Annotated in this window: 19 protein-coding genes and 1 pseudogene; 12 read left to right on the top strand and 8 right to left on the bottom strand. The window is 34.3% G+C overall.

Annotated features, from left to right (window positions below; translation table 11 throughout):
- The first annotated feature begins 5 nt into the window (after window positions 1-5).
- A complete protein-coding gene (locus tag FNW38_RS02815; RefSeq protein ID WP_143386027.1) occupies window positions 6-2,618 on the top strand; it encodes a multicopper oxidase domain-containing protein in 2,613 nt (870 codons plus the stop codon).
- 45 nt (window positions 2,619-2,663) lie between these two features.
- The gene (locus FNW38_RS17955; protein WP_143386028.1) at window positions 2,664-2,825 is read left to right on the top strand and encodes an MOSC N-terminal beta barrel domain-containing protein; all 162 of its coding nucleotides are present in this window, start codon (window positions 2,664-2,666) and stop codon (window positions 2,823-2,825) included.
- Here FNW38_RS17955 and FNW38_RS02805 read toward each other — a convergent pair.
- The 3 genes from FNW38_RS02805 to FNW38_RS02795 form a co-directional block, all read right to left on the bottom strand.
- Window positions 2,805-3,353 (bottom strand): REP-associated tyrosine transposase, encoded by a 549-nt coding sequence (locus FNW38_RS02805; RefSeq protein ID WP_143386029.1) that lies wholly within the window; start codon window positions 3,351-3,353, stop codon window positions 2,805-2,807. The genes FNW38_RS17955 and FNW38_RS02805 overlap by 21 nt on opposite strands.
- Window positions 3,354-3,549: 196 nt before the next feature.
- Window positions 3,550-5,208: a hypothetical protein gene (locus FNW38_RS02800; RefSeq protein ID WP_143386030.1), complete on the bottom strand. Its 1,659-nt coding sequence runs from the start codon at window positions 5,206-5,208 to the stop codon at window positions 3,550-3,552.
- A 20-nt stretch (window positions 5,209-5,228) separates the two neighbouring features.
- Window positions 5,229-5,549 (bottom strand): hypothetical protein, encoded by a 321-nt coding sequence (locus FNW38_RS02795; RefSeq protein ID WP_143386031.1) that lies wholly within the window; start codon window positions 5,547-5,549, stop codon window positions 5,229-5,231.
- A gap of 427 nt (window positions 5,550-5,976) precedes the next feature.
- Here FNW38_RS02795 and FNW38_RS02790 point away from each other — a divergent pair, with 427 nt between their 5' ends.
- From FNW38_RS02790 to serB, 8 genes and pseudogenes are all read left to right on the top strand, one after another.
- Window positions 5,977-7,302 (top strand): trigger factor, encoded by a 1,326-nt coding sequence (locus FNW38_RS02790; RefSeq protein WP_143386032.1) that lies wholly within the window; start codon window positions 5,977-5,979, stop codon window positions 7,300-7,302.
- A gap of 128 nt (window positions 7,303-7,430) precedes the next feature.
- Window positions 7,431-8,105 carry an ATP-dependent Clp endopeptidase proteolytic subunit ClpP gene (clpP, locus tag FNW38_RS02785; protein ID WP_143386033.1) on the top strand — a complete coding sequence of 225 codons (675 nt, stop codon included), beginning with the start codon at window positions 7,431-7,433 and terminating at the stop codon, window positions 8,103-8,105.
- A gap of 148 nt (window positions 8,106-8,253) precedes the next feature.
- The gene (gene clpX / locus FNW38_RS02780; protein ID WP_143386034.1) at window positions 8,254-9,486 is read left to right on the top strand and encodes an ATP-dependent Clp protease ATP-binding subunit ClpX; all 1,233 of its coding nucleotides are present in this window, start codon (window positions 8,254-8,256) and stop codon (window positions 9,484-9,486) included.
- Window positions 9,487-9,686: 200 nt separating this feature from the next.
- Window positions 9,687-10,100, top strand: coding sequence for a VOC family protein (locus tag FNW38_RS02775; RefSeq protein WP_143386035.1), 414 nt, complete (start codon window positions 9,687-9,689; stop codon window positions 10,098-10,100).
- A 28-nt stretch (window positions 10,101-10,128) separates the two neighbouring features.
- Window positions 10,129-10,569 carry an SRPBCC family protein gene (locus FNW38_RS02770; protein WP_143386036.1) on the top strand — a complete coding sequence of 147 codons (441 nt, stop codon included), beginning with the start codon at window positions 10,129-10,131 and terminating at the stop codon, window positions 10,567-10,569.
- A 23-nt stretch (window positions 10,570-10,592) separates the two neighbouring features.
- The gene (locus FNW38_RS02765; protein ID WP_143386037.1) at window positions 10,593-11,027 is read left to right on the top strand and encodes a VOC family protein; all 435 of its coding nucleotides are present in this window, start codon (window positions 10,593-10,595) and stop codon (window positions 11,025-11,027) included.
- A 25-nt stretch (window positions 11,028-11,052) separates the two neighbouring features.
- Window positions 11,053-11,204: pseudogene (locus FNW38_RS17950) on the top strand (ATP-dependent Clp protease ATP-binding subunit ClpX); the annotation flags it as partial.
- 232 nt (window positions 11,205-11,436) lie between these two features.
- A complete protein-coding gene (gene serB / locus FNW38_RS02760) occupies window positions 11,437-12,675 on the top strand; it encodes a phosphoserine phosphatase SerB (protein ID WP_143386038.1) in 1,239 nt (412 codons plus the stop codon).
- A gap of 60 nt (window positions 12,676-12,735) precedes the next feature.
- On the opposite strand, the gene FNW38_RS17400 is transcribed toward serB, so the two are convergent.
- On the bottom strand, window positions 12,736-12,885 hold the full coding sequence (locus FNW38_RS17400) for a hypothetical protein (RefSeq protein ID WP_185963065.1): 150 nt from the start codon (window positions 12,883-12,885) through the stop codon (window positions 12,736-12,738).
- Window positions 12,886-12,897: 12 nt separating this feature from the next.
- Window positions 12,898-14,421 carry a GH3 auxin-responsive promoter family protein gene (locus FNW38_RS02755; RefSeq protein ID WP_143386039.1) on the bottom strand — a complete coding sequence of 508 codons (1,524 nt, stop codon included), beginning with the start codon at window positions 14,419-14,421 and terminating at the stop codon, window positions 12,898-12,900.
- A gap of 94 nt (window positions 14,422-14,515) precedes the next feature.
- Between FNW38_RS02755 and FNW38_RS02750 the strand changes: the two genes are divergently transcribed.
- Window positions 14,516-15,310, top strand: coding sequence for a DUF2797 domain-containing protein (locus tag FNW38_RS02750; RefSeq protein WP_143386040.1), 795 nt, complete (start codon window positions 14,516-14,518; stop codon window positions 15,308-15,310).
- Window positions 15,311-15,365: 55 nt separating this feature from the next.
- On the opposite strand, the gene FNW38_RS02745 is transcribed toward FNW38_RS02750, so the two are convergent.
- Together FNW38_RS02745 and sppA are read right to left on the bottom strand one after the other, a co-directional pair.
- Window positions 15,366-17,981 carry an AsmA-like C-terminal region-containing protein gene (locus FNW38_RS02745; RefSeq protein ID WP_143386041.1) on the bottom strand — a complete coding sequence of 872 codons (2,616 nt, stop codon included), beginning with the start codon at window positions 17,979-17,981 and terminating at the stop codon, window positions 15,366-15,368.
- A gap of 186 nt (window positions 17,982-18,167) precedes the next feature.
- Window positions 18,168-19,928, bottom strand: a complete 1,761-nt coding sequence (gene sppA / locus FNW38_RS02740; protein ID WP_143386042.1) for a signal peptide peptidase SppA — start codon at window positions 19,926-19,928, stop codon at window positions 18,168-18,170.
- A gap of 136 nt (window positions 19,929-20,064) precedes the next feature.
- On the opposite strand from sppA, the gene folK reads away from it, so the two are divergent.
- Entirely contained in the window at window positions 20,065-21,198 is a 1,134-nt protein-coding gene (folK, locus tag FNW38_RS02735; RefSeq protein ID WP_143386043.1) for a 2-amino-4-hydroxy-6-hydroxymethyldihydropteridine diphosphokinase, read from the top strand.
- Window positions 21,199-21,207: 9 nt separating this feature from the next.
- Here folK and FNW38_RS02730 read toward each other — a convergent pair whose 3' ends face one another.
- Entirely contained in the window at window positions 21,208-23,361 is a 2,154-nt protein-coding gene (locus FNW38_RS02730) for an Ig-like domain-containing protein (protein WP_143386044.1), read from the bottom strand.
- Window positions 23,362-23,384: the final 23 nt, after the last annotated feature.

Genomic DNA, 23,384 nt, shown 5'->3' with positions numbered 1-23,384 from the left:
TAAAAATGAAAAAAACAGTACTATTAGTATTTATACTCGCAATAAACTCCTTTGCACAAGCAGAAAATAGGAATGAGACAAGCATTTCTAAAAAATCGGAAATTTTCCAGGTGCAGCCTGCAACCTATAACTGTGTAATGCATCCTGAAATTCATGCAAGTAAACCGGGAAAATGCCCCAAATGCGGTATGGATTTAATTAAAGAAAAAGCAAAACCTGTAAAAAAATCCGTTCCAAAAAAGCAAGCGCCAAAAGCAGTTGTGAAAAAAGAAGTGCCTTTAAAAACAAGCGTTATTCAAACGGAAACTGCAAGTGATGATTTGCATCAAAATCATTCAAATGTTCCTGTAGATAAAATCAAAGTGAAAGAGGAACCTGTTAAAAGAATAGGGAAAAACACACCGCCAAGAACAGTTCGATACGATTTATATGTGCGAGACACCATTGTAAATTTTACAGGCAAACCTAAAAGAGCCATTGCCGTAAACGGACAAATTCCAATGCCAACACTTACATTTACAGAAGGTGATACCGCTGAAATTTATGTGCACAATGAATTGAACGAAGAAACATCCTTGCATTGGCACGGACTAATGTTACCTAATCGATACGATGGCGTGCCCAATTTGACGCAAATGCCCATAAAGCCCCATACCACGCATTTGTACAAGTTCCCAATCATTCAGCACGGAACGCATTGGTACCATAGTCATACCGGTCTGCAGGAACAAATTGGTATGTATGGTTCCTTTATCATGAACAAAAAAGTTCCCTCCCCTTCGGAGAGGGCGGAGGGAGAGGATTTTAGAAAAGGTATTGATGATTTGCCAACCGTTCCATTAGTTTTAAGTGAATGGACGGATATGAATCCTGAGAACGTACACCGAATGCTACATAATGCTTCTGATTGGTTTGCCATTAAAAAAGGAACAACCCAAAGTTATGCAGAGGCCATAAGAAGCGGGCATTTTAAAACCAAATTGACAAACGAATGGAAACGTATGAATGCCATGGACGTGAGCGATGTGGCTTACGATAAATTTTTAATTAACGGAAAAAACGAAAGCCAACTTTCCCAATTTAAAGCAGGCGATAAAGCCCGTTTAAGAATTTCAAACGGCGGGGCGTCAACTAATTTTTGGCTTACTTATGCCGGTGGCAAAATCGCCGTTGTGGCAAACGATGGAAACGACGTAGAGCCCGTTGAAGTGGATCGATTACTTATTGCCGTTTCCGAAACCTATGATGTTATCGTCACCATTCCAGCCGAAAATACGGCCTATGAATTTTTGGTTACACCGGAGGATCGTACCAAATCGGCATCCCTGTATCTGGGTAATGGGATCAGGCAATTGGCCTCCCCTCTACCAAAATTAAAATATTTTGAAGGAATGAAGATGATGAACGGCATGATGAAAATGAACGGTGATTTGGACGATATGGGAATGCAGATGTCGCTTAACCAAATGGATATGAACGTGGTAATGTATCCTGAAATATCCTCCCCCAACCCCTCCGAAGGAGGGGAGGCTAAAAAAACCGATATGAAAATGGATGATGCGCATGCAAACCATAACATGTATGACTCTAATGCACTTTCTGATATCGTTACGTTGAATTATGCGATGCTTAAATCGCCTACAAAAACCAATCTTCCAAAAGACGTGCCGGTGAAAGAGTTGAAGTTTGAACTAACAGGAAATATGAGCCGCTACGTTTGGAGTTTGGACAACAAAGTAGTTTCGGAAGCCGATAAAATCTTAATTAAAAAAGGGGAAAATGTGCGTATCGTTTTACACAATAATTCTATGATGCGACACCCAATGCACTTACATGGTCACGATTTTAGGTTGCTCAATGGACAAGGCGATCATGCACCATTAAAAAATATTGTTGACATTATGCCAATGGAAACAGATACATTAGAATTTAATGCAAATGCAAGTGGTGATTGGTTTTTTCATTGCCATATTTTGTATCATATGATGAGTGGAATGGGTAGGGTTTTTAGTTACGAAAATCAAGCACCAAATCCCGAAATTCCAAATCCAAAATTGGCACAACGAAAATTATTTGCTGACGATAGAGAGTTTCATTTTATGGCTGAAAATGATTTTGCCACAAACGGAAACGATGGTGAGGTGATGTTAGGAAGCACACGTTGGAGTATTGGTACCGAATGGCGTTTAGGTTACAAAGAACACCACGGTTATGAAACCGAAACCCATGTAGGGCGATACATCGACAAAATGCAATGGATAATGCCTTTTGTAGGTTTTGATTGGCGTTACAGAAAAATGGGGATAGACGAACAGGAAAGAAATCTATTTGGTCAAACAAACACCAAAGACAATCGAGCAGTTTTTAGTGCCGGAGTCGAATATACCTTGCCAATGCTTATCAAAGCTCAAGCAGAAGTATTTACAGACGGAAATTTCAGATTGCAATTCGAACGAAAAGACATTCCTGTTTCTAAACGACTACGTATGGATTTAATGTGGAATACGGATAAAGAATATATGGCTAGTTTAAAATATATTATCAAAAGAAACTTTGGTATCAGAACGCACTATGATAGCGATATGGGAATGGGTTTTGGGTTGAGTTTGAATTATTAAAAACAGAATACTTTGTTTTTATAATTTTGGGAAAAATATAGTGCTATGTTACAACTTTCAGAAATCTGGATTTATCCTGTAAAATCATTAGGTGGAATTAAATTGCAAGAAGCTCAAGTGACAGATCGAGGTTTGGAGCACGATCCTCCGCTAGCGCGAGCGTCCCGCTCGTGCCCACTATCAAAATCAATTCAAATCTATCTCTAAAATCGTTTGATCATTATTTCCATAATTTCTGGCACTACTATATTTCCAATCTATTGGGTCAGTTACAAAACCAGATTCGACGGGATTGTGATGTATATAATTAAGTTTTTGTTCAAAAACCTTCAACGACCAAATTTCTATTGGATGATTATCCTGTTGCCAAAACTGTCTATACGTTACATTACTGTTCTTTTTTCCTGCTCGTTCCATCATCCAAAGCATCCATTCTCGTCGGCTTTCTTGAGCATTTTCTTCGATTGTTTGAAGCATTTTTTTTGATGTGAATCCTTTGAAATCTCGCATCAATCCTGATGGATCGCCATTTCCTGAGCGAAATATTAAATGAACATGGCTTGGCATAATGCAATACCCATAAATTTCCATCGCTTTATTTTTTCTGCAAAAGTCCAATGATTCAATGATATTCCCAAAATACGCATCCCTTGTAAATACATCTATCCAATTTACTGTGGCAAAACTTACAAAATAAGCTCCTGTACTTTCTCCAAATTTATATTTTGTGCTCATAGATTTGCTTATGTTTAAGTACTCAAACCACTCCAATTATAAGCTGAAAAACTAATTAAATTCCTTCTAAATCTTTCTTTATAAGCAGAAAAAATTTGACTTTTTTAAGATTTAGCTTTTGTTTTCCTGCTCTTGTTTGTGGGCACGAGCGGGACGCTCGCGCTAGCGGGGGAATATAGATGGTAAATAATAGAAGTTAATTTACAATTAAATTATCATCATAAATAATAGTATTATCAGTTGTTTTTACATAAACATGGTATTTACCAATAGGCAATTCAAAATCGATTTCTTTGTTTTTTGGAGTTGCTAAAAAACTCGAAATAGGTACTGCCGATTTATTTAATAAATGATACTCTACAAAATTTATGATTTCTACCAATACCTCTTTCTTTCTGTAGTTTTTAAATTTTTTACTCTGAATTTTGCTTTTTACAAAAACTGCATTAGGATATATAAGTTTTAAATTTGGTTTTATATTATTGACCAAAAAATAATCCGCCGACGATTCATTCTTAATACTATCATTTATGATAGTGCGAGCTATCAATAATAAATCTTCTTTGTTATCAGTATGTAATAGCGTTTGGTTGATTGTTATAGGGTTAATGCCTGATAACTTTTTAAAATAAAAAGCCATTTTCTTTCTTTTATCACCAATTACAGTGTCTTTTTCTATATGCCCAAAACCAACATAAACAAAAATTTTTGCAGCTGGTTTTTCTTTCAAAATTTTATATATGTTTTTTGCTTGACCAATTTCTCTACTATCTCTACCTTCACATCCGCCATAACTTTCATGACCTTGTATTACAAGGCCAAGTTCTTTGGCTTTTCTTAAAAAATGGGCATAATAAGGCTCGCTGGTGTATTGTCCGTCTTCATATTTTGGCGAATATTGCATTTTGCTATCTACTGGTGGGTCAAAGGCTTCTAATGAAATATGTGTAAAACCATTTTGTTTTAAAACACTAAGCATCTGCATGGAAAAAATGCGATTGTTTGGGTAAAAATGATTTTCATTGAGCATTATTACTTGATTATTTTTAGCAATTTCGGCTATTTTATCAAAAACCGAATTATTTTTATAAGTAGTTACTTTACCGGCTATATTCGAAATAAATGGATTGTATTTCTCTTTAATTACTTTTTCGTATATTTTTATTATTGAATCGTATTTTATATTGTTTGAAATAAATGAGTTAACAGCCGCTACAATATCAAATCTCCATTCATCCTTTCTATAATTTTTAAAAGGTTGTTTGTCAAATTTTTTACGAGCCAGTAGGTCATTTGGATGTGTATTTTCAAAATAATTTTCAAAAATTGATTTAGAAGAAAACTGCCATTTCTCCACAGAATCCATATTGATTTTTGAGGCTAATTGCAATGAAAAGTCTGAAATATTATTTTTTGATTTATTTTTCAAAAAACCAATAATTTTATTTAAACCTTTTTGTTTTTCAAAAATTATTGTATTGTTTATGCTATCTTTAAATACTATTTTTTGACTTATTAAAGTATCTTTAAAATCCTTTAATTTATTAGTGAACAAAGATAATTCATATTCATTTTTAATCGATTTTACGGCTAAAAACAAATCTTTAAATACTAATTGTTTATGAAGATTCAAAAACTGTTTGTATTCTTTAGTTTTCAAAAAAGAAACGTCCGAAAACTCTAAATCATCTTCAAAATCTATGGCAACCTTGAGGGAGTCATTGTAAAAATAATTCTTGTTAAAGTAGTTTCTTTCAGCAAGTTTGCTTTTGCTAGCTACACAAGAAATCAAAAAGAATAAAACAAAAAAGCTAATGATTCTTATTATTAATCCATTTATTTTTATAGGGATCATAGTTACAATTTATTTGGGTTTTATAATAAAAATCTGTTTCGTTTTCTTTGTAGGGTATGTGTTTCAGTTGAATTTGATTTGTAAATATCATATTCTATTGAATTATAATTTGGTTTTCTGCCTGCATCTAAAACTTGATTGTTAAGTTTGAAATATTTCACATTAAAACCTCTATTTAGTAATATAGAATAAGAATTATTTCTGTCAATATTTGAAATTTTAAAAACGCAAGTAACCAAACCTTTCTCTATATCTAAATTTATAGTTCTTTCTAAATGTGGTGTTTGCGAAAAAATAAAATTAGAAATAAAAATTATGATTAAAAGCAGATGTTTTTTCATTTACGATTTTTTTTAAGATTACGTACAACTTGTATATAGGTGTGACGAAATTACACAAAGTCACCCATATTAGGTGTATGTGTGCGATAATAGCCATATATTATTTAATTTCAAATATATAAATAAATTATTACAAATTTTCAAAGTAATTTTTTATTGTCGAATACCACGAGCCGCGTGAAGGATGGCAGTGGAGCTCTTTTATGGGCTGCCTTTTTTTGGCAGGCGATAAAAAGCGGGAACGTACAGCCTGACCCGTAGTTTTTACGGAGGGACACGCCCAAATTATTTTCCGTTTCAGGCTTGGGATTTTTTCAAATAACCGCCTAAAATTCAATCCCGAAGGTTCAGGACTAAAAAGCTTGTTTGGGTTGGAAAAATTTTATAATTTTGCAGTCCAATTTTATTATGTAAATTAAAGAAGAAGATGGATATTAAAAGAGTAGCAACAGACGCTGTAACTGAGACAATTGTAATGACAGTTGTTCATATGGATTACAAAGGGCAAGTAGCAAAAAGAATAAACGAAAAAATGCCTTTGGCAACTGTTAAAGGATTTAGAAAAGGGGCTGTGCCTAAAGATCTTGTTGAAAAACAATACGGTCGCGCCATCAAACAAGAAGAAGTTCAGAAAGTTGTGGATTTAGCTTTAGAGCGTTTCGTACAATCGGAAAGATTAAACCTTCTTGGAACGCCACTTGTTAAAGTAAACGAAGATTTTTCTTGGGATACTGAAGAATTGGTTTTTGAATATGAAATTGGTTTAGTGCCAAACTTCGAATTGGATTTAGAAGCTAAAAACGACATTGTAAAATATGTAATTTCTGCTGATGATAAATTAATCGAAGGTCAAGTAGAACGTATCCAAAAACAATTTGGAAAAGCAATTCCTCAAGATGTGGTTGAAGCAGGTTCGGATATTACCGGGACTTTCACAAACGAAGAAAAAGGAATTAATAACGCTCCCACTATTTCTTTGGATCTTTTCAAAGACAAAGCTACTGCTGATAAATTTATCGGTAAAAAAGTAGGGGATGTCGTGACTGTAAACACTAAAGGTTTATTCGAAGACGATCATCAATTGATGGATGTTATGAAAGTAAATCATGATGACGTTCACGGATTAGAAGTTGATGTAGATTTCACAATCGAAGCAATCAATACAGCTGAATTGGCTGAATTGAACCAAGAATTGTTTGATAAACTTTTTGGAGCAGGAACTGTTGCTTCACTGGAAGAATTGAAAGCAAAAATCAAAGAAGATGCTGAAAATCAATTTGCTCAACAAGCAGACCAAAAATTATTGGCTGATGTTCAGGATTTCTTGATCGAAAACACAAAATTCGACTTGCCATCTGAATTCTTGAAAAAATGGTTGCAAACGGTTGGAGATAAAAAATTGTCTCCTGAAGAAGCTGAAGTAGAATATGCAAGATCTGAAAGAGGATTGCGTTTTCAGTTAATCGAAGGTAGAGCAATGGCTTCAAGTGATATCAAAATTACTTTTGAAGATTTGAAATCATTTACTACAAAATCAATCAGACAACAAATGGCTCAATTCGGGCAAACAAATCCTACTGACGAAGAAGTTCAGGGAATTGTTGCAAGAGTTTTGTCAAACCAAGACGAAGTAAAAAGACTTTCGGACCAAGTTGTTGCGGAGAAATTATTGGAATTGTTCAAAGAGAAAGCAAATCCTACTACTAAAGAAGTAACTTACGAAGAATTTATTGCCGCTTCATACGGAGAATAATTTCTAAAAAAATAAGTATATTTGAGCGTCAAAAGGATATTTTTTTTTGACGCTCTTTATTTTTATTGGTTTAAGGTTTAAAGTTCAAAGTTGAGCAACCTTAAACTTTAAACTTTAAACTTTTAAACATGAACTACGGTAAAGAATTTAAAAAATTTGCTACAAAGGACCACGGCGTAAACTCAATGTATTACGATAAAATCGTAGGCGCAATGACTCCTAAAAACATGACTCCATATATCATCGAGGAGCGTCAGTTGAATATTTCACAATTAGACGTTTTCTCCAGGCTGATGATGGACAGAATTATATTCTTGGGGACAGGAATTGATGACCAAATTGCAAACATCGTTCAAGCACAGTTGTTGTTTCTTGAAAGCGCTGATGCTTCAAAAGACATTCAAATTTATTTGAATTCTCCCGGAGGAAGCGTTTACGCAGGATTGGGGATTTATGACACGATGCAATACATCAAACCAGATGTAGCAACTATTTGTACGGGTATGGCAGCATCAATGGGTGCCGTTTTATTATGTGCAGGAACTGCAGGAAAACGTTCGGCTTTGCCGCATTCAAGAGTAATGATTCACCAACCATCGGGTGGTGCACAAGGAGTTGCTACCGATATGGAAATCAACCTTCGCGAAATGTTGAAACTAAAAGATGAGTTGTATAAAATCATTTCTCATCATTCAGGACAAACATTCGAGAAAGTTCATGCTGATAGTGAGCGTGATTACTGGATGATTGCCGAAGAAGCAAAGGTATACGGAATGATTGATGAAGTTTTAGTAAGAGGATAAATTTAGTGTTCAGTGTTCAGTATTCAGTAATCAGTTTCAGTTAGATAGTTTTCAGTTTTCAGTTTTTTATTATAATGCTGATTGCCGAACTACGATGACTGACCGCTGCCACTGACTACTGACCACTGACCACTGCTAACTGAAGAAGATGGCAAAAGTAGTATTAGAGTGTTCGTTTTGTGGAAGAAAGAAGCCAGAAACCAATTTGTTGATTGCTGGTATCAATGCACATATTTGTGATAAATGTATCGAACAGGCGCATGGAATTGTTTTAGAAGAATTGAAATCTAGCGGAAGTTCAAAACTGGTTGGAGATTTGATTTTGAAGAAACCAAAAGAAATCAGAGCGTTCTTGGATCAATATGTAATTGGACAGGACCAAACTAAAAAAGTAATGTCGGTTGCAGTTTACAATCACTACAAACGTTTGATGCAACAGCAACTGGACGATGAGGTTGAGATTGAAAAAAGTAACATCATCATGGTGGGACAAACAGGAACAGGAAAAACATTGGTTGCTAAAACCATTGCAAAAATGTTGGATGTGCCTTTAGCTATTGTTGATGCGACAGTTTTAACAGAAGCAGGTTATGTTGGGGAAGATGTCGAAAGTATTTTGACTCGTCTTTTACAAGCTGCTGATTATGATGTTGCGAAAGCCGAACGCGGAATTGTATTCATTGACGAAATAGATAAAATTGCACGTAAAAGTGACAATCCGTCTATTACGCGTGATGTTTCTGGGGAAGGTGTGCAACAAGCATTATTGAAATTATTGGAAGGAACCGTTGTGAATGTGCCACCAAAAGGAGGGCGTAAACACCCAGACCAAAAATTTGTTGAGGTGAATACACAGAACATTTTGTTTATTGCCGGTGGTGCTTTTGATGGAATCGAACGTATTATTTCAAAACGATTGAATCGTCAAGCCGTTGGTTATAGTACTTCTAAAAATGTAGATAATATTGACAAAGACAATTTGTTGCAATACATTATCCCAAAGGATATCAAAGATTTTGGATTGATTCCGGAGATTATTGGTCGTTTGCCAGTATTGACACACATGGATCCTTTAGACAGAGAAACTTTGCGTGCGATTTTGACTCAACCTAAAAATGCGTTAATCAAACAATACGAGAAATTATTTTTAATGGACGATGTTGAATTTATCATTACAAATGAAGCATTGGATTTTATTGTTGATAAAGCTTTAGAATACAAATTAGGTGCTCGTGGATTGCGTTCTTTATGCGAAGCAGTCTTAACTGATGCCATGTATGAATTGCCAAGTTCTGATACTAAAATTTTAGAAATCGACATGGATTATGCAAAAGAAACCTTGAATAAAAACTTATTGAAGCGACTGGAGATTGCTTCTTAAAGTTTTAAGATAATACCTTTGTCAAAGTTTAAAACTTTGACAAAGGGTAATACTAAACCTGTTCATTTTATTTGAGCAGGTTTTTTTTATGAATTATTTTCTGTTAATTCTTCAAAGTCCTTTTTTGATTATAAAATCAAAACGAAGTTTAAATATTTTTGTAAATTTATAATTGAAAATTTGACCCTAAAAATAATATTATGACAAAGCAAATATGGCTTAATTTGCCGGTAAAAGAGGTGGCGAAATCAAAAGAGTTTTTCGCTAAAATAGGTTTTTCTTTTAATGAACAATACGCTACTCCGCAATCAACATGTCTGTCAGTTGGAGCTACTAATTTTGCGGTCATGCTTTTTGAGGAATCGATGTTTGAAGGTTTTGTGCAAAATAAAATTACAGATACTAAATCAAGCTCAGAAATTCTAATTTCTATTGATGCAGAAAGTAGAGAAGAAGTGGATGAATTCGCAAAGAAAGTAGAAGAAGCCGGAGGTACAGTTTTCGACAAACCAGCCGAAATTCAAGGTTGGATGTACGGTTGTGGCTTTGCGGACTTAGACGGACATCGCTGGAATATGTTATATATGGATTTTAGTAAAGTACCAAAACAGTAGGTTGCAAGTTAATCTAAAAAAACACAAAATGACAACACTGGAATTTAAAATCGAGATAAATGCTCCAAAAGAAAAAGTTTGGGACGTTTTATGGAATGAAGAAACATACAAACAATGGACATCCGTTTTTTGTGAAGGGAGTTATGCAGTAAGTGATTGGAAAGAAGGCAGTAAAATTCATTTTTTATCTCCAAATGGGGACGGGATGAATAGTATTATTTACAAGAAAATGGATAATGAATATATTGCTTTTAAACATTTGGGTGAAATCAAAAACTTTAAGGAAATGCCTGTTGATGATGTAACTCAAGAATGGGCTGGTGCTATGGAAACGTATCAATTGACTGAAAATAATGGTTCGACTGTTTTAGAGGTTAAAATGGATTCAGTAGAAAAGCATGTCGATTATTTCAAAACTACATTGCCAAAAGGCTTAGATTTGGTAAAGAAACTTTCAGAGGAAAAATAAGATATTAATCTTAAAATAGAATTATGGCATCAATTAATCCGTATTTAATTTTTAATGGAAATTGCGAAGAAGCATTTCTATTTTATCAATCTGTATTTGGTGGGGAGTTCCCTTATATTGGAAAATTTAAAGACATGCCACCGGCAGAAGGGAATCCCGTGCTTTCTGAAGCAGAGGGAAATAAAATTATGCATGTTACTTTGCCAATCGGTGATGGATCAATCCTGATGGGAAGCGACAGTAATTCGGCAAGTGGAGAAGTTGCTTTTGGACAAAACGTTTCACTTTCAATCAATGCTAAGAGCAAAGAAGAAGCCGACAAATTGTTTAACGGACTTTCGGCAGGAGGAACGGTAACTATGCCAATGAATCAAACCTTTTGGGGCGCTTATTTTGGAATGTTTGCAGATAAATTTGGAATCAATTGGATGATGAATTTTGATGAAAATGAAAAATAATTATCGTTAAAACAAATTTTAGTTTGCTCTGGGATTGCATTCTTTATGCGAAGCGATCTTAACGGATGCGATGTTTGAATTGCGAAGTTCTGATGCTACAATAGTAGAAATCAACGTGGATTATGTAAAAAAAACCTTGAATAAAATTTATTGAAGCGATTGGAGATTGCATCTTAAAGTTTTAATAAAAATACCTTTGTCAAAGTTTAAAACTTTGACAAAGGGTAATACTAAACCTGTTCATTTATTGGAGCAGGTTTTTTTTTGTAGCTAATGATTAATTTAGAGAATTAAAAATGACATAAGAAATTCAAACTTCCATTTTCTCTTTGTGAAAAAATACGGGATATTCTTTTTTATAAGCAATAGATTGCCGATTTTTGCCCCTTGTAAATCAATAGTAATAAAAATGGCAGTAGAAGATAAAGAGATTATTTTGTTAAAAGTTTCTGGTCAGGATAAACCTGGAGTAACAGCTGGTTTAACATCCATATTAGCGACTTATGATGCCATTATTTTAGATATTGGTCAAGCCGATATCCATGATACGCTGTCTTTGGGGATTTTATTTGAAATACAAGCAGGGTCAAGTTCGGCACCTGTTTTGAAAGATTTATTGTTCAAAGCTTATGAATTGGGGATTAAAGTTAACTTTAGTCCAATTTCTATTCCGGATTACGAAATTTGGGTAAAAGCACAACGCAAACAACGCTACATCATCAATGTTTTGGGAGAAACATTGACAGCTGTACAATTGGCGGCTGTGACCAAAATAATGTCGGACCAAAATTTGAATATAGATTCTATCATAAGATTAACTGGTAGAATTTCTGTGGTTGAAAAAGAAGAATATCCTCGTTCTTGCGTACAATTATCCGTAACGGGTAATATTGTGGATAAAACGTCGATGACTGCTAGTTTTATGGAAATTTCCAGAACTTTAGATGTGGATATCTCTTTTCAAGAAGACAATATGTATAGAAGAAACAGACGTTTGGTGTGTTTTGATATGGATTCTACCTTAATTCAAACGGAAGTAATTGATGAATTAGCTGAATTAGCGGGTGTAGGCGAACAAGTCAGAGCCATTACTGAATCGGCTATGAATGGCGAAATTGATTTTAGTGAAAGCTTCAAACAACGTATGGCTTTGTTAGAAGGCTTAAGTGAAGATGTGCTACAAACAGTCGCTGAAAATCTGCCCATAACACAAGGGGCACATCGCTTGATGAAGGCCTTAAAATATTACGGATATAAAACCGCTATTTTATCAGGAGGATTTACCTACTTTGGTAATTATTTACAAAAGGAATTAGGGATTGATTACGTTCACGCTAATGAATTGGAGATTAAAGACGGTAAATTGACAGGTAAATATTTGGGTGAAATTGTTGATGGACAAAAGAAAGCCGAATATCTAAAAGCTATTGCGGAAAAAGAAGGCATAAATATCAATCAAACCATTGCTGTGGGTGATGGTGCAAATGATTTACCTATGTTGAACCTGGCCGGTTTAGGAATTGCTTTTCATGCCAAACCAACAGTCAAAGAAAATGCAGCTACTTCAATCTCTAGCCTGGGTCTCGACGGTGTTTTATACCTGTTAGGCTACCACGACAGGCATATTGATATGATGGATGAGGAGTAAATAGTGCAAATGATAATACAAAAAGAGGCTGTCTAAAATTACTTTTCGGACAGTCTTTTTTTATACCTTAATGGTAGATACTTTTTCAGGATTTTCCAATGTTTGTTTTTCGGGAGATTTACAAATTCCTCTGGCTCCACAACGCATTCTGTGTGGTCCGCAGGAACTCAGAAAAACTAGCGTTATCAAGATGTAGAAGGTGTTTTTCATCTTCCTGTTTTTTTATACTGTTTGAAACTGCATGCTTTTCAATTGTTCCAGATAATCTCTTTGGTTTGATAATCTTGGAATTTTATGTTGTCCACCCAGTTTATTTTTTCCTTTTAGCCAGTCATAAAACAAATTTTTTCGGGCTACATTAATTACTAACGGATTTAACGTCATGTTATTGTACCGTTTCGCTTCGTAATCAGAATTTAGGGATTGTATGGATTCATCCAATGCTTTTTGAAATTGGGATACATCAGCAGGATTGTCTTTAAATTCAATCATCCATTCGTGAGCGCCTTTTTCTTTTCCATTCATAAATACAGGAGCAACGGTATATTCAACGACTTCCATTTGAGTCATTTTACAGGCTTTGGCAATAGCCTGATCCGTATTTTCGACCATTAATTCTTCTCCAAAAACATTAATGTGATGTTTGGTTCTACCCGTAACCCGAATTCGATATGGATTCAATGAGGTGAAACGAACCGTGTCTCCTATCAAATAACGCCATAAACCGGAATTTGTAGTAATCACTAATGCATAATTTTTGAAAAGCTCCACATCTGCTAAACGAATTATTTTTTGATCTGGTGTTCCAAAAGTATCCATTGGGATAAATTCATAGAAAATTCCATAATCCAGCATCAATAATAAATCGCTCGAATTATTGAGGTCTTGAATAGCAAAAAAACCTTCGGAGGCATTGTATATTTCGTAAAATTTAAAATCTTTTTTGGGTAGTATTTTTTTATATTGGTCTCGATAGGGTTCAAAATTTACACCGCCGTGAAAGTACACTTCCAAATTAGGCCAAATTTCCAATAAATTTCCTTTTCCGGTTTCCTCCAGCATTTTATTCATTAAAACTAACATCCACGAAGGAACTCCTGCAAAACTGGTTACATTTTCGTTTTTTGTTTCATTTATAATAGCAGTAATTTTTGTTTCCCATTCACTCATTAGTGAAATTTTATTGCTTGGCGTACTGCTGAATTCAGCCCAAATGGGCATGTTTTCGATTAATATCGCAGATAAATCTCCAAAAAAAGTATTGTTATCCTCATATATTTGAGAGCTTCCGCCAAGACGTAGACTTTTTCCAAGAAATAGTTCGGAGTCTTCGTTGTTATTTAAATACAAACACAACAAATCCTTACTTCCTTTATAATGGCAATCTTCCAGCGCTTCGTTGCTTACCGGAATAAATTTACTTTTGGCATTCGTGGTACCGCTTGATTTAGCAAACCATTTTATGGGTGCTTCCCAAAAAACATTCTGTTCACCTTTACGAGTTCTTTCAATCAATGGTTGTAATTCTTCGTAAGTCGAGATAGGAATTCTCTCTGCGAAGGTGACATAAGAATTTATCGAAGCATAATCATATTGCTTGCCCAAAGCAGTATTTTTGGATAGCTGAATTAGATTCATAAGCAATTCTTCCTGAACTTCATTAGGATATTTTAGGAAAAGTTCAATCTGATGGATTCGTTGTTTCAGAACCCATGAGGCAAACGAATTGATTATGGTTAGTGGCATTTTTAAATTATGAATTATGAATTACGAGTTATAACTTTACCAAAAATAACAAAATTTGTTTAACTTGAAACGTTAATCCGAAACTTTAAATAGAATGACTTACGAAGGTGTACTAGCAAAAATGCAAACTGAATTTGGAAACCCAATTCAATATTATCTGGTTTTTGAGAATAGTTTTTTGAATGTGAATCAGTTGTTGAATAAAAATATCGAAATTAATTTTGTCGGATATCAATGTTTGAATTGCGGAAAGAAGAAAAAAATATTCCGACAAGGATTTTGCTATGATTGTTTTTATTCCAGTCCGGCAGTTGGAGATTGGATTATGAAACCCGAATTAAGTACCGCTCATCTTGGAATTCAGGATAGAGATTTGGTTTATGAAGAAAAGGTTCAGTTGCAGCCGCATATTGTGTACTTAGCTTTGTCTAGTGAAGTAAAAGTGGGAGTGACCAGAAAAACACAAGTGCCAACTCGTTGGATAGATCAAGGCGCAACACAAGCCATTTCTATTGTGGAAGTTCCGAATCGGTATTTAGCCGGAATTACCGAAGTTGCTTTGAAAAATCATTATGCCGATAAAACCAATTGGCGAAAAATGTTGACCAACAACATAGAACAAATTGATTTAGTTGCTGAAAGATTGAAAGTAGAAAATTTAATTCCGACAGAAGTTCAGGAGTATTTCTATTCGCAAAAGAATGACTTATACGAGATGCATTATCCCGTTTTACAATATCCAAATAAAGTAAATAGTTTGAGTTTAGATAAAACACCACAGTTTCAAGGAAAACTTACCGGAATAAAAGGACAATATCTGCTTTTTGATGATGGAACGGTTTTCAATATAAGAGGTTCCGAAGGATATGTGGTTAAGATTAATGTATAAAAAGAAAGCCTAAAAGGATTTGAAACTTTTAGGCTTTCTTAGTCTGGAAAACAGTTTAAGGTGTTGTCTTAGGTTCTTCCACTTTTTTCTTTTTGTTAAACAAGCCATTTAATAAATCAGCGGCTTTTGTTTTCACTGCAGTTGTAGTTTCTTCCTTGGTTGTAGGAGTAGCAGTTTTTGTGGTATCGCTTGGTTTCTTATTTTTATTGATATAATCAGTTAAAGCCGAAGTTCCTTGTTTTACCAATCGTTCTTTTTGTTGTTTTACTAATTGAGTAGTCAGATTGTTAACAGCACTTTTTATATCAGTTGTGATTTTTGGATTAGTAAAGTTTCCGGTTAAAAGGGCATTTATAGGGAGATTTTCCAATTTTGCAGCATCAGCTGGTGATAATTTTGCAATTAGTGCATTCGCTTCTGAACCAAGGTATTTAGCGGGAACATCAAATTTGATATTGTAATTCATACTTTGGTCAAAACCATGAGAACCGCCAATTGTTGCTTTAATGTCTTGGTATTTTATGTTAAATGGTTTTACATTCACTTTTCCGTCCTTGAAAGTCACCGCTGCTTTTAAATCATTCAGATTGATTTTGCTTACATCGATGAACTTCAAGTTGGAACCCAATGCAGTCAGCAAAGTCGAATTACTGGAGTTTATAGTGGTTGAAAGCAGTTGTCCCAATAAATCTCCCGTAAGTGTTTTCAAGTCAGGAGTTAGTTCTGTTGCATCAAGATTTCCGTTTAATTTGATGGTTGAATTCAATTTTCCATTAATGATTCCGGCTATTGGCGCAATTTTTTTCAACATGTCGAGTTGTGTAAAAGACTGTGCAATATCCACTTGATTTAAATTTAAATCCATATTGAAAATGGGCGTTTTTCCTTTTGTGGAAACAGCTCCGTTTACTCCAATTGTTCCACCAAAAATATAGGTTTTTACATTTTGCAAAGTCACTTTTTCGTCTTTCACAATCAGTTTTCCCGAAACGTCTTTCAGTGTTAAATTATCATATAATACCGTATTCGCTTTTGCGGTTAGCGTACAATTTAAGAAAGCAGGAATCTTCATGGCTTCCGCTTTTTTAGTTTGCGTTTTAGTGGCTTCCCCGGTTGTCATAAAATCATCTACGGCCAATTGATTTGAATTCATGTTGAAGTTTCCTTTCAATTCTTGGTTTCTAAATATAAAACCGTAAAAATTCTCTAAAACTCCCGTTACACTTATATCGCTTTTCCCAGTTGTCGCATTAAGTTCTTTCAAATTCACCTGACTTGGATTAAACTGAACTAAGGCATTGCTAATGTTCATTGTTTTGCCGTTTTCATCCACATAGTTGAAACCGGATAAACTCATTGTCCCCGCGTTTTTAATGTTTTCATATTGATTTTTTTCAACGGATTGCATGTCGAATTTCGTTGTTACATCTGCTTTTAAAATACCTGATAAAGGTTTGTCTAACTTTATAGGATAAGCTTTGGAAAGATTGGCCAAGTTGATGGTTCCTTTTAAAGCTGCATCGACGATTGCATTTTGTGTTATATTTTTGATATTGGCTTTTGCATTGAAAACATCCTGGTCTATTTTGAAAGAAAGTTTATCAAGGTTGACATAAGTATCGTTCAGAATTCCTGTTTCATTTATTATTTTAGTATCAATAACAATATTTTGAACCGATTTCGGTAAATTAAGATATTGAAATGAAGCATTATTGGAGACAATTTCAATTTTGAATTTTGGTACAGTGGTGTCGGAATATAATCCTTTTGCAAAACCTACAACGGTAAAATCGCCGGTTGTTTTTACGTCATTTAAGCTGGCGGCATAAGCTGCCGGAATAACACCCAAGAAATTTTTGAAGGAGGAAGTGGGAGTTTTAAATTTTAAATCGTATTCCTGACCCGCTTCAACCATTTGAATAAATCCATCAAATTCTAGTGGCAATTGATTGATTAACGCTTTGTTTTGTTTGAAAGTGTATTTACTTTTTTCTAAATCAATGCCTAAAACTGCATCTAAAGTCAAAGCGATATCTTTCATATAATTGACTTTATCCATGTCGAGAGATATTTTCGCAGTAGATTTAGTAACCAAATCTAATTTCTGTGCTGCAAAATCTCCAGTTCCTTCATGATTTAAGCTGTCGATTACCATTTTGATTTTTGATTTTTCGTCAAAGTAGCGGAACTTGAAATTCTCGATTTTATAATCTTGGATTTTTAATGACAACGGACTGCTTTTTCCATCGTCTTTGGTTTTGTCATCTTTCAAAGCAATGTCATAATTTCCTATTCCGTCTTTATTGAAGATGATATTGATTAATCCATTTTTTGAAGTTATTCCGTCAATATTTATCACTTCTTCTTTTCCTTTAAAAAGTTCTTTGATAGACATTTTTAAATTCAATTCGCCTAACAATACCAGCGTGTCTCCTTCAAAAGGAGCCTTGTTTATAATGACCAATTGGTCTAAAGTTACATTCGCATTTGGGAAATTTTTGAATAAATTTAAATCAGCATCTGCAAAAGAAACTTTGGCATCTACTTTTTCATTGATAGCTTTTGAAATTTTGGCTTTTATTTGATCTTTAAAAAAATAGGGAACAGCAAATAAAGATGCTGCGAGTAGGATAATCAGAATTCCAATGATTTTTAAAATTTTCTTCATCATAATTTAATTTCTTTAGATTCTATAAACGGAGCAAAAATGGTGCCTTGTATTTTTTTACAAAAATAGTGTTTTTATAATGTAGTGGTTTTCTGAGTTTTTTTATAAACAATAATTTAACTTTATAGGATAAAAAAATCCGTTTAATCAATTGATTAAACGGATTTTTTAGTGAATTATGATTGTATTCTAATGGATATTAATTTCAAAAGGCATCATTGTTTGAGTTCCTGTCTGCGCTTGCAATCTTTTTATTCCTTCCATGATTTTATAGTTTTCTGCACCTATTTCTTCTTTAATAAACGTTTCTTTGGATTTTGCAAATGGTAGACGGGCTAAAACATCATTAAAATCTTTTTCGTATTCAGGATAGTTTTGAGTACTGTATGTTTTAGTTTTTGCCAAAGCAGCAGCTTCATGTATAGCATCATCCAAGCCGCCAATTTTATCTACAAGCCCAATTTTTAAAGCTTCGGAACCAGCCCAAACTCTTCCTTGTGCGATAGCATCGACTTGTGCAAATGTCATTTTTCGTCCTTCGGCAACGTGAGTAACAAAAGTTTTGTAGATTTTTTCAACCTCTTCCAGAGTAACTGCTTTTAATTTTTGATCCAATGGAACAAAAGGGCTATATTTTGCAGCGTTTTCATGAGTTTTTACTTGCTCTACATTTATCCCGATTTTTTTTATCAATTGACTAAAATTAGGCAATATTCCAAAAACACCAATAGAACCTGTAATGGTATTGTTTTCCGCAAAAATTTTATTCGCGTTACATGCAATATAATACCCGCCTGAAGCTGCATAATTACCCATAGAAACGACCACAGGTTTTACTTTTTTAGTTAATTCAATTTCTCTCCAAATCAAATCTGAAGTCAAAGCATTTCCGCCCGGACTGTTAATTCTAAGCACAATTGCTTTTACATTCTTATCTTTTCTGGCTTCCTGAAGTGAACGACGCATAGAGCCTTCGCCAATAACGTTTACATCACCTTCACCACTATGAATTTCACCTTGAGCATATATGATGGCAATTTTGTCATTAGCATCAGTAATTTTTGAAGTAGTAGCCACTTTTTTGGCATAATCCAAAATAGTTACTTTATTGTAATCTTCGTCTTTGGCTACTTTTAATAGGTTTTTAATTGCATTATGATACACATCTTCGTATGCCACAATATCAACTAATCCTTGTTTTTTTGCCATCTCAGGAGTTCTGGCTAGAAGCCCGTTTGCAATTTCGTTTAGTTTTGCTATTGATACGTTTCTGCTTTTAGAAATATCGGTTGTAACGGAGTTCCACACGGCATTCAATAATGCTGAGATTTGTTCTCTATTAGCATCACTCATTTTGTTTTCTAAAAAAGGTTCTACGGCACTTTTGTATTTTCCGTGGCGTATCACCTCCATTTTTACTCCAGATTTTTCCTGAAAATCTTTAAAAAACATAATTTCTGAAGACAATCCTTTAAAATCCATTTCTCCAACCGGGTTCAAATAAATGGGATTAGCAACGGAGTTTAAATAATATTCTTTTTGCGAATATGAATTGGCATAAGCCATTACAAATTTTCCTGATTTTTTAAAGCTTTCTAATGCATCTCGTAATGCTTTGCTTTGTGCCATTCCCAGTGAAGAATCGGTATTCAAAATCGAGATTCCTTTGATGTCATCGTCAGTTTTTGCTTCTTCAATTGCATTGATAATGTCCGAAAGACCTATGTTTTTGCCATCGGAAAATAACTCCATCCAAGGGTCTTTGTATTTACCGGCGTAGTCGTTTTTTATGTTTTCTAAGTCCAGTTCGATAACTGAATTGTTCTTTACGGTTACACCTTCGGATTCGCCTCCAAAAATGGCTCCAATAATTAGTATCCCAAAAAAGAATAACATAAAAAAGATGAAAATACCTATAATGGTTGCCAACACATTTCCTAAAAACTTCATAATTGTATTTTTTTAATAAGTCTAAAAAGAGGTTGAATTGTTACAGATTTAATTTTGTAAAATCTAAATTTAGTTATCAACACTCTTTGCAAAGATACTTCTATTCTAAAATTCTTTTAGTTAATTTGTGCTTAATATGAAATCACAACATCAAGTTATTTTAGCGATAGGAAGTAACCAAGGAAACCGATTGGAAAACATCGAGCGTTGCTTGCAATTGATACACCAAGAAGTGGGAACGGTAATCAAAGTTTCAAAACTATATGAAACGCCGTCTTGGGGTTTTGACAGTAGTGCATTTTATAATTGCGCATTGGTAATTCACACTTTTAGCTCGGCAAATAAAATTCTGTCTCAGGTTTTGAAAATTGAAAAAAGATTGGGGCGTATTCGCAGAGAAGAATTAGGATACCAATCTCGAATTATAGACATTGACTTAATCACTTTCGATTCAGCAATTATTAATTCTGAAAAACTCCAAATTCCTCATCCATTAATGCAAAACAGAAAATTTGTTTTGTTGCCAATACAAGATTTGAATTTAGACTGGAAGCATCCTGTTTTAAAAAAAACAATTTCGGAGTTGCTTGAAGCCTCTCCGGATCTAAGCGTTTGTGAAGTTGTACAAGATTTAGAAAATCCTCTTCAAAGTATTGCTTTGGAGCAATTTAATTATGTTGCTTTTGAGGGGAATATTGGAGCAGGAAAGACAACTTTGGCTATGAAAATTGCTGAGGATTTTAATGCTAAAACCGTATTGGAACGTTTTGCAGACAATCCTTTTTTACCTAAATTTTATAAAGATCAAAACCGTTATGCGTTTCCATTGGAAATGTCATTTCTCGCCGACAGATACCAGCAATTATCAGATGATTTATCGCAATTTGATTTATTTAAAGATTTTTTAGTGGCTGATTATCATATTTTTAAATCTTTAATTTTTGCCAAAATAACACTCGCTGAAGACGAATACCGTTTGTATCGAAATTTGTTTGATATCATTTACAGAGAAATGCCGAAACCAGATTTGTATATTTATTTGTACCAAAATTCAGAACGCTTATTACAAAACATTAAGAAAAGGGGCAGAAGCTATGAGCAAAAAATCCCGGCAGAATATTTAGATAAAATTAATAACGGATATCTTGATTACATTAAATCACAAACGGAACTGAATGTTCTGATTATTGATGTCTCTAATCGGGATTTTGTAAAAAACCAGGAAGATTATCTGTATGTTTTAAATGAAATTCAGCAGAAAATTAGGTAATTTACAAAACTATCTTTTAAGTGAAAAATGACCTCTTACTTCGGGTTTGGTATTGTCTATTTTTAAGATATACCAATAATCGGATGCGGGCAATAGATTTTTATTCAATGTTCCGTCCCAAGTTAGTTTTGATGCATTTAATTGGGTAATCATTTTTCCATATCGGTCAAATATGGTCACTTCGGCTTCAGGGTAATTAATTAATCCTTTTACTTCCCAAAAATCATTATAAGTATCGTTGTTTGGGGTGAAAAATTTAGGGATAATAAGAACAATAAAATTTTCTGCGTCGTAACCGCAATAGTTTATTTCCCTTACATAGGCAGTTTGCAATCCACTTGGCACATTAAAAAACACATTTGAACTTTGGTAATTGATTCCGTCAACGGAATATTCAAAATAAACTTCTTCTTGTTTTAAATAAATGACAACGGTACTTTTATTGACGTCAATTCGGTCTATTTCGGGGGTGTTGAGTTCAATAACAGTGATTTTTTTTGTACTAGTGCAGTTTTCGGGAGCTGGGCTTGTTACATTTATAGTATAGGTTCCTGGCGTAGAAACGACAATTTTTTGAGTTGTTTCACCAGTGGACCATAAATAAGTCATATTAGGAATTTGTGCATCAAGTGTTAGTGTACTGGATTTGCATAGTGTTAATTCCTGATCCATAACAACTGGTGGAGTATAAACATTAACTTCAACCGAAATCCGATTACCATTAGTGCATCCGTTATTTATGGCTTCTCCGTAAAATGTTGTGTTTTGAGTAACATTGGGTAGAGTCAGACTTGTCCCAGTTCCTATGATAGTGCTGCCGGTTAGACTAGAATACCAGTTTATATTTCCAGTCGAAGCGATTGCTTCTAGTGTTACGGTTCCTGCTCCACATCTGGAAACGGGGGAATTGGTAGCTATTATAGTTGGAATTGTGTATATGGTTGCTGTAACTGCAGTTCTTGATGTTGTGCATCCGGCATCAACATAATAAGTTGTTGTGGCTGTTAATAATGGTGTTGTATAAGTGTTTCCAGTTGTTAATGAAGTTCCACCACTTGCCGCACCATACCAGTTTACGCTACCGTTAGAAGCGGTTGCTTGAAGCGTAACTGTGCCTGAATCACATCTTGAAGCTGGTGTAGTAGAAGTAATTTGAGGAATTATTATAGTTGTACTAGCTGAAATTTGAAGATTTTCAACATCATTTGGCACCATTCCGCCATATTCTACAATATATCCCTTTGATTGATAATCTCCAGTTGAATCTCCATTTAATTGCAGATCGTTCCATGATCCTGGAATTCCAGATACTCCAGGTGCTTTAACGTGTGCATAATGTTCATTACCATTACTGTTGTTTGGTTCACCAGCATTCCAATTTGTATAAGACATTACCATTCCTGTCTCCGGCCCTGTAGCCCATTTCCAGACGCCTTCTGTTTCGGTATCACTGCCTCCAATCCAGCCGTTTCCAGCCGCCTGAGCTCCTGCCAATTGGGCTTCATCAGCCGCTGTCAGAGTGGCTAAATAACCTTTTAACCCATAATAAATCTTTGTTTCCGTAGCTAATTTTGCTTCTGTCCAACTGATTCCTGGGTTATAAATATATTCGTAAAAATGTTTGTTTCTAGGTAAATAATTTGCTTGTCCTATTGTGATTGAGAAATTTCGAATGCCTGAAGGAGAAGCTGATGAATTACTAAATTCAACTTCTTTTATGGCATTTACAAAATCAGTATAAGCTACTTTTATTCCAGTTGGGCTGTATAGTTTTAGCTTTCCAGTTGTAAAATCCCAACTCGATGTAATATTATATGCGTCTGAAAAAGATAATTGGTCTTGTCCGTTTACATAACCTGAAGAAATTTGAATATAAATGGCATCAGTACTAGGTTCAATTGGATCGTTTGCTATTGTTATATTTTCTACAATTTTTATTGAAGAACCGGGGCAATATATTTGATTTCCAGTAGCTTTAATTACGGGCGGTGTAATAGCTATGGCAAACTTGTTTTTAGTTTCCGAATGAAACAATAAATAAATAACTTGATTAGGTGCTGTTATGGTGTCTTTTTTTATAGGATAAAATAGAATTGTTGCGTAAGTCACATTCGAAATAAATAAAAAAGCTAAAGTTATTTTCAAAAAATGATAAATTCTCATGCGATAAAAGTATTGCTATTCTT

It is taken from the genome of Flavobacterium gawalongense, assembly GCF_007097265.1.
In the GTDB taxonomy this organism is placed as follows: domain Bacteria; phylum Bacteroidota; class Bacteroidia; order Flavobacteriales; family Flavobacteriaceae; genus Flavobacterium; species Flavobacterium gawalongense.
The sequence above is the reverse complement of the archived record's forward strand: the minus strand, read 5'-3'. Positions and strand labels throughout refer to the sequence as shown.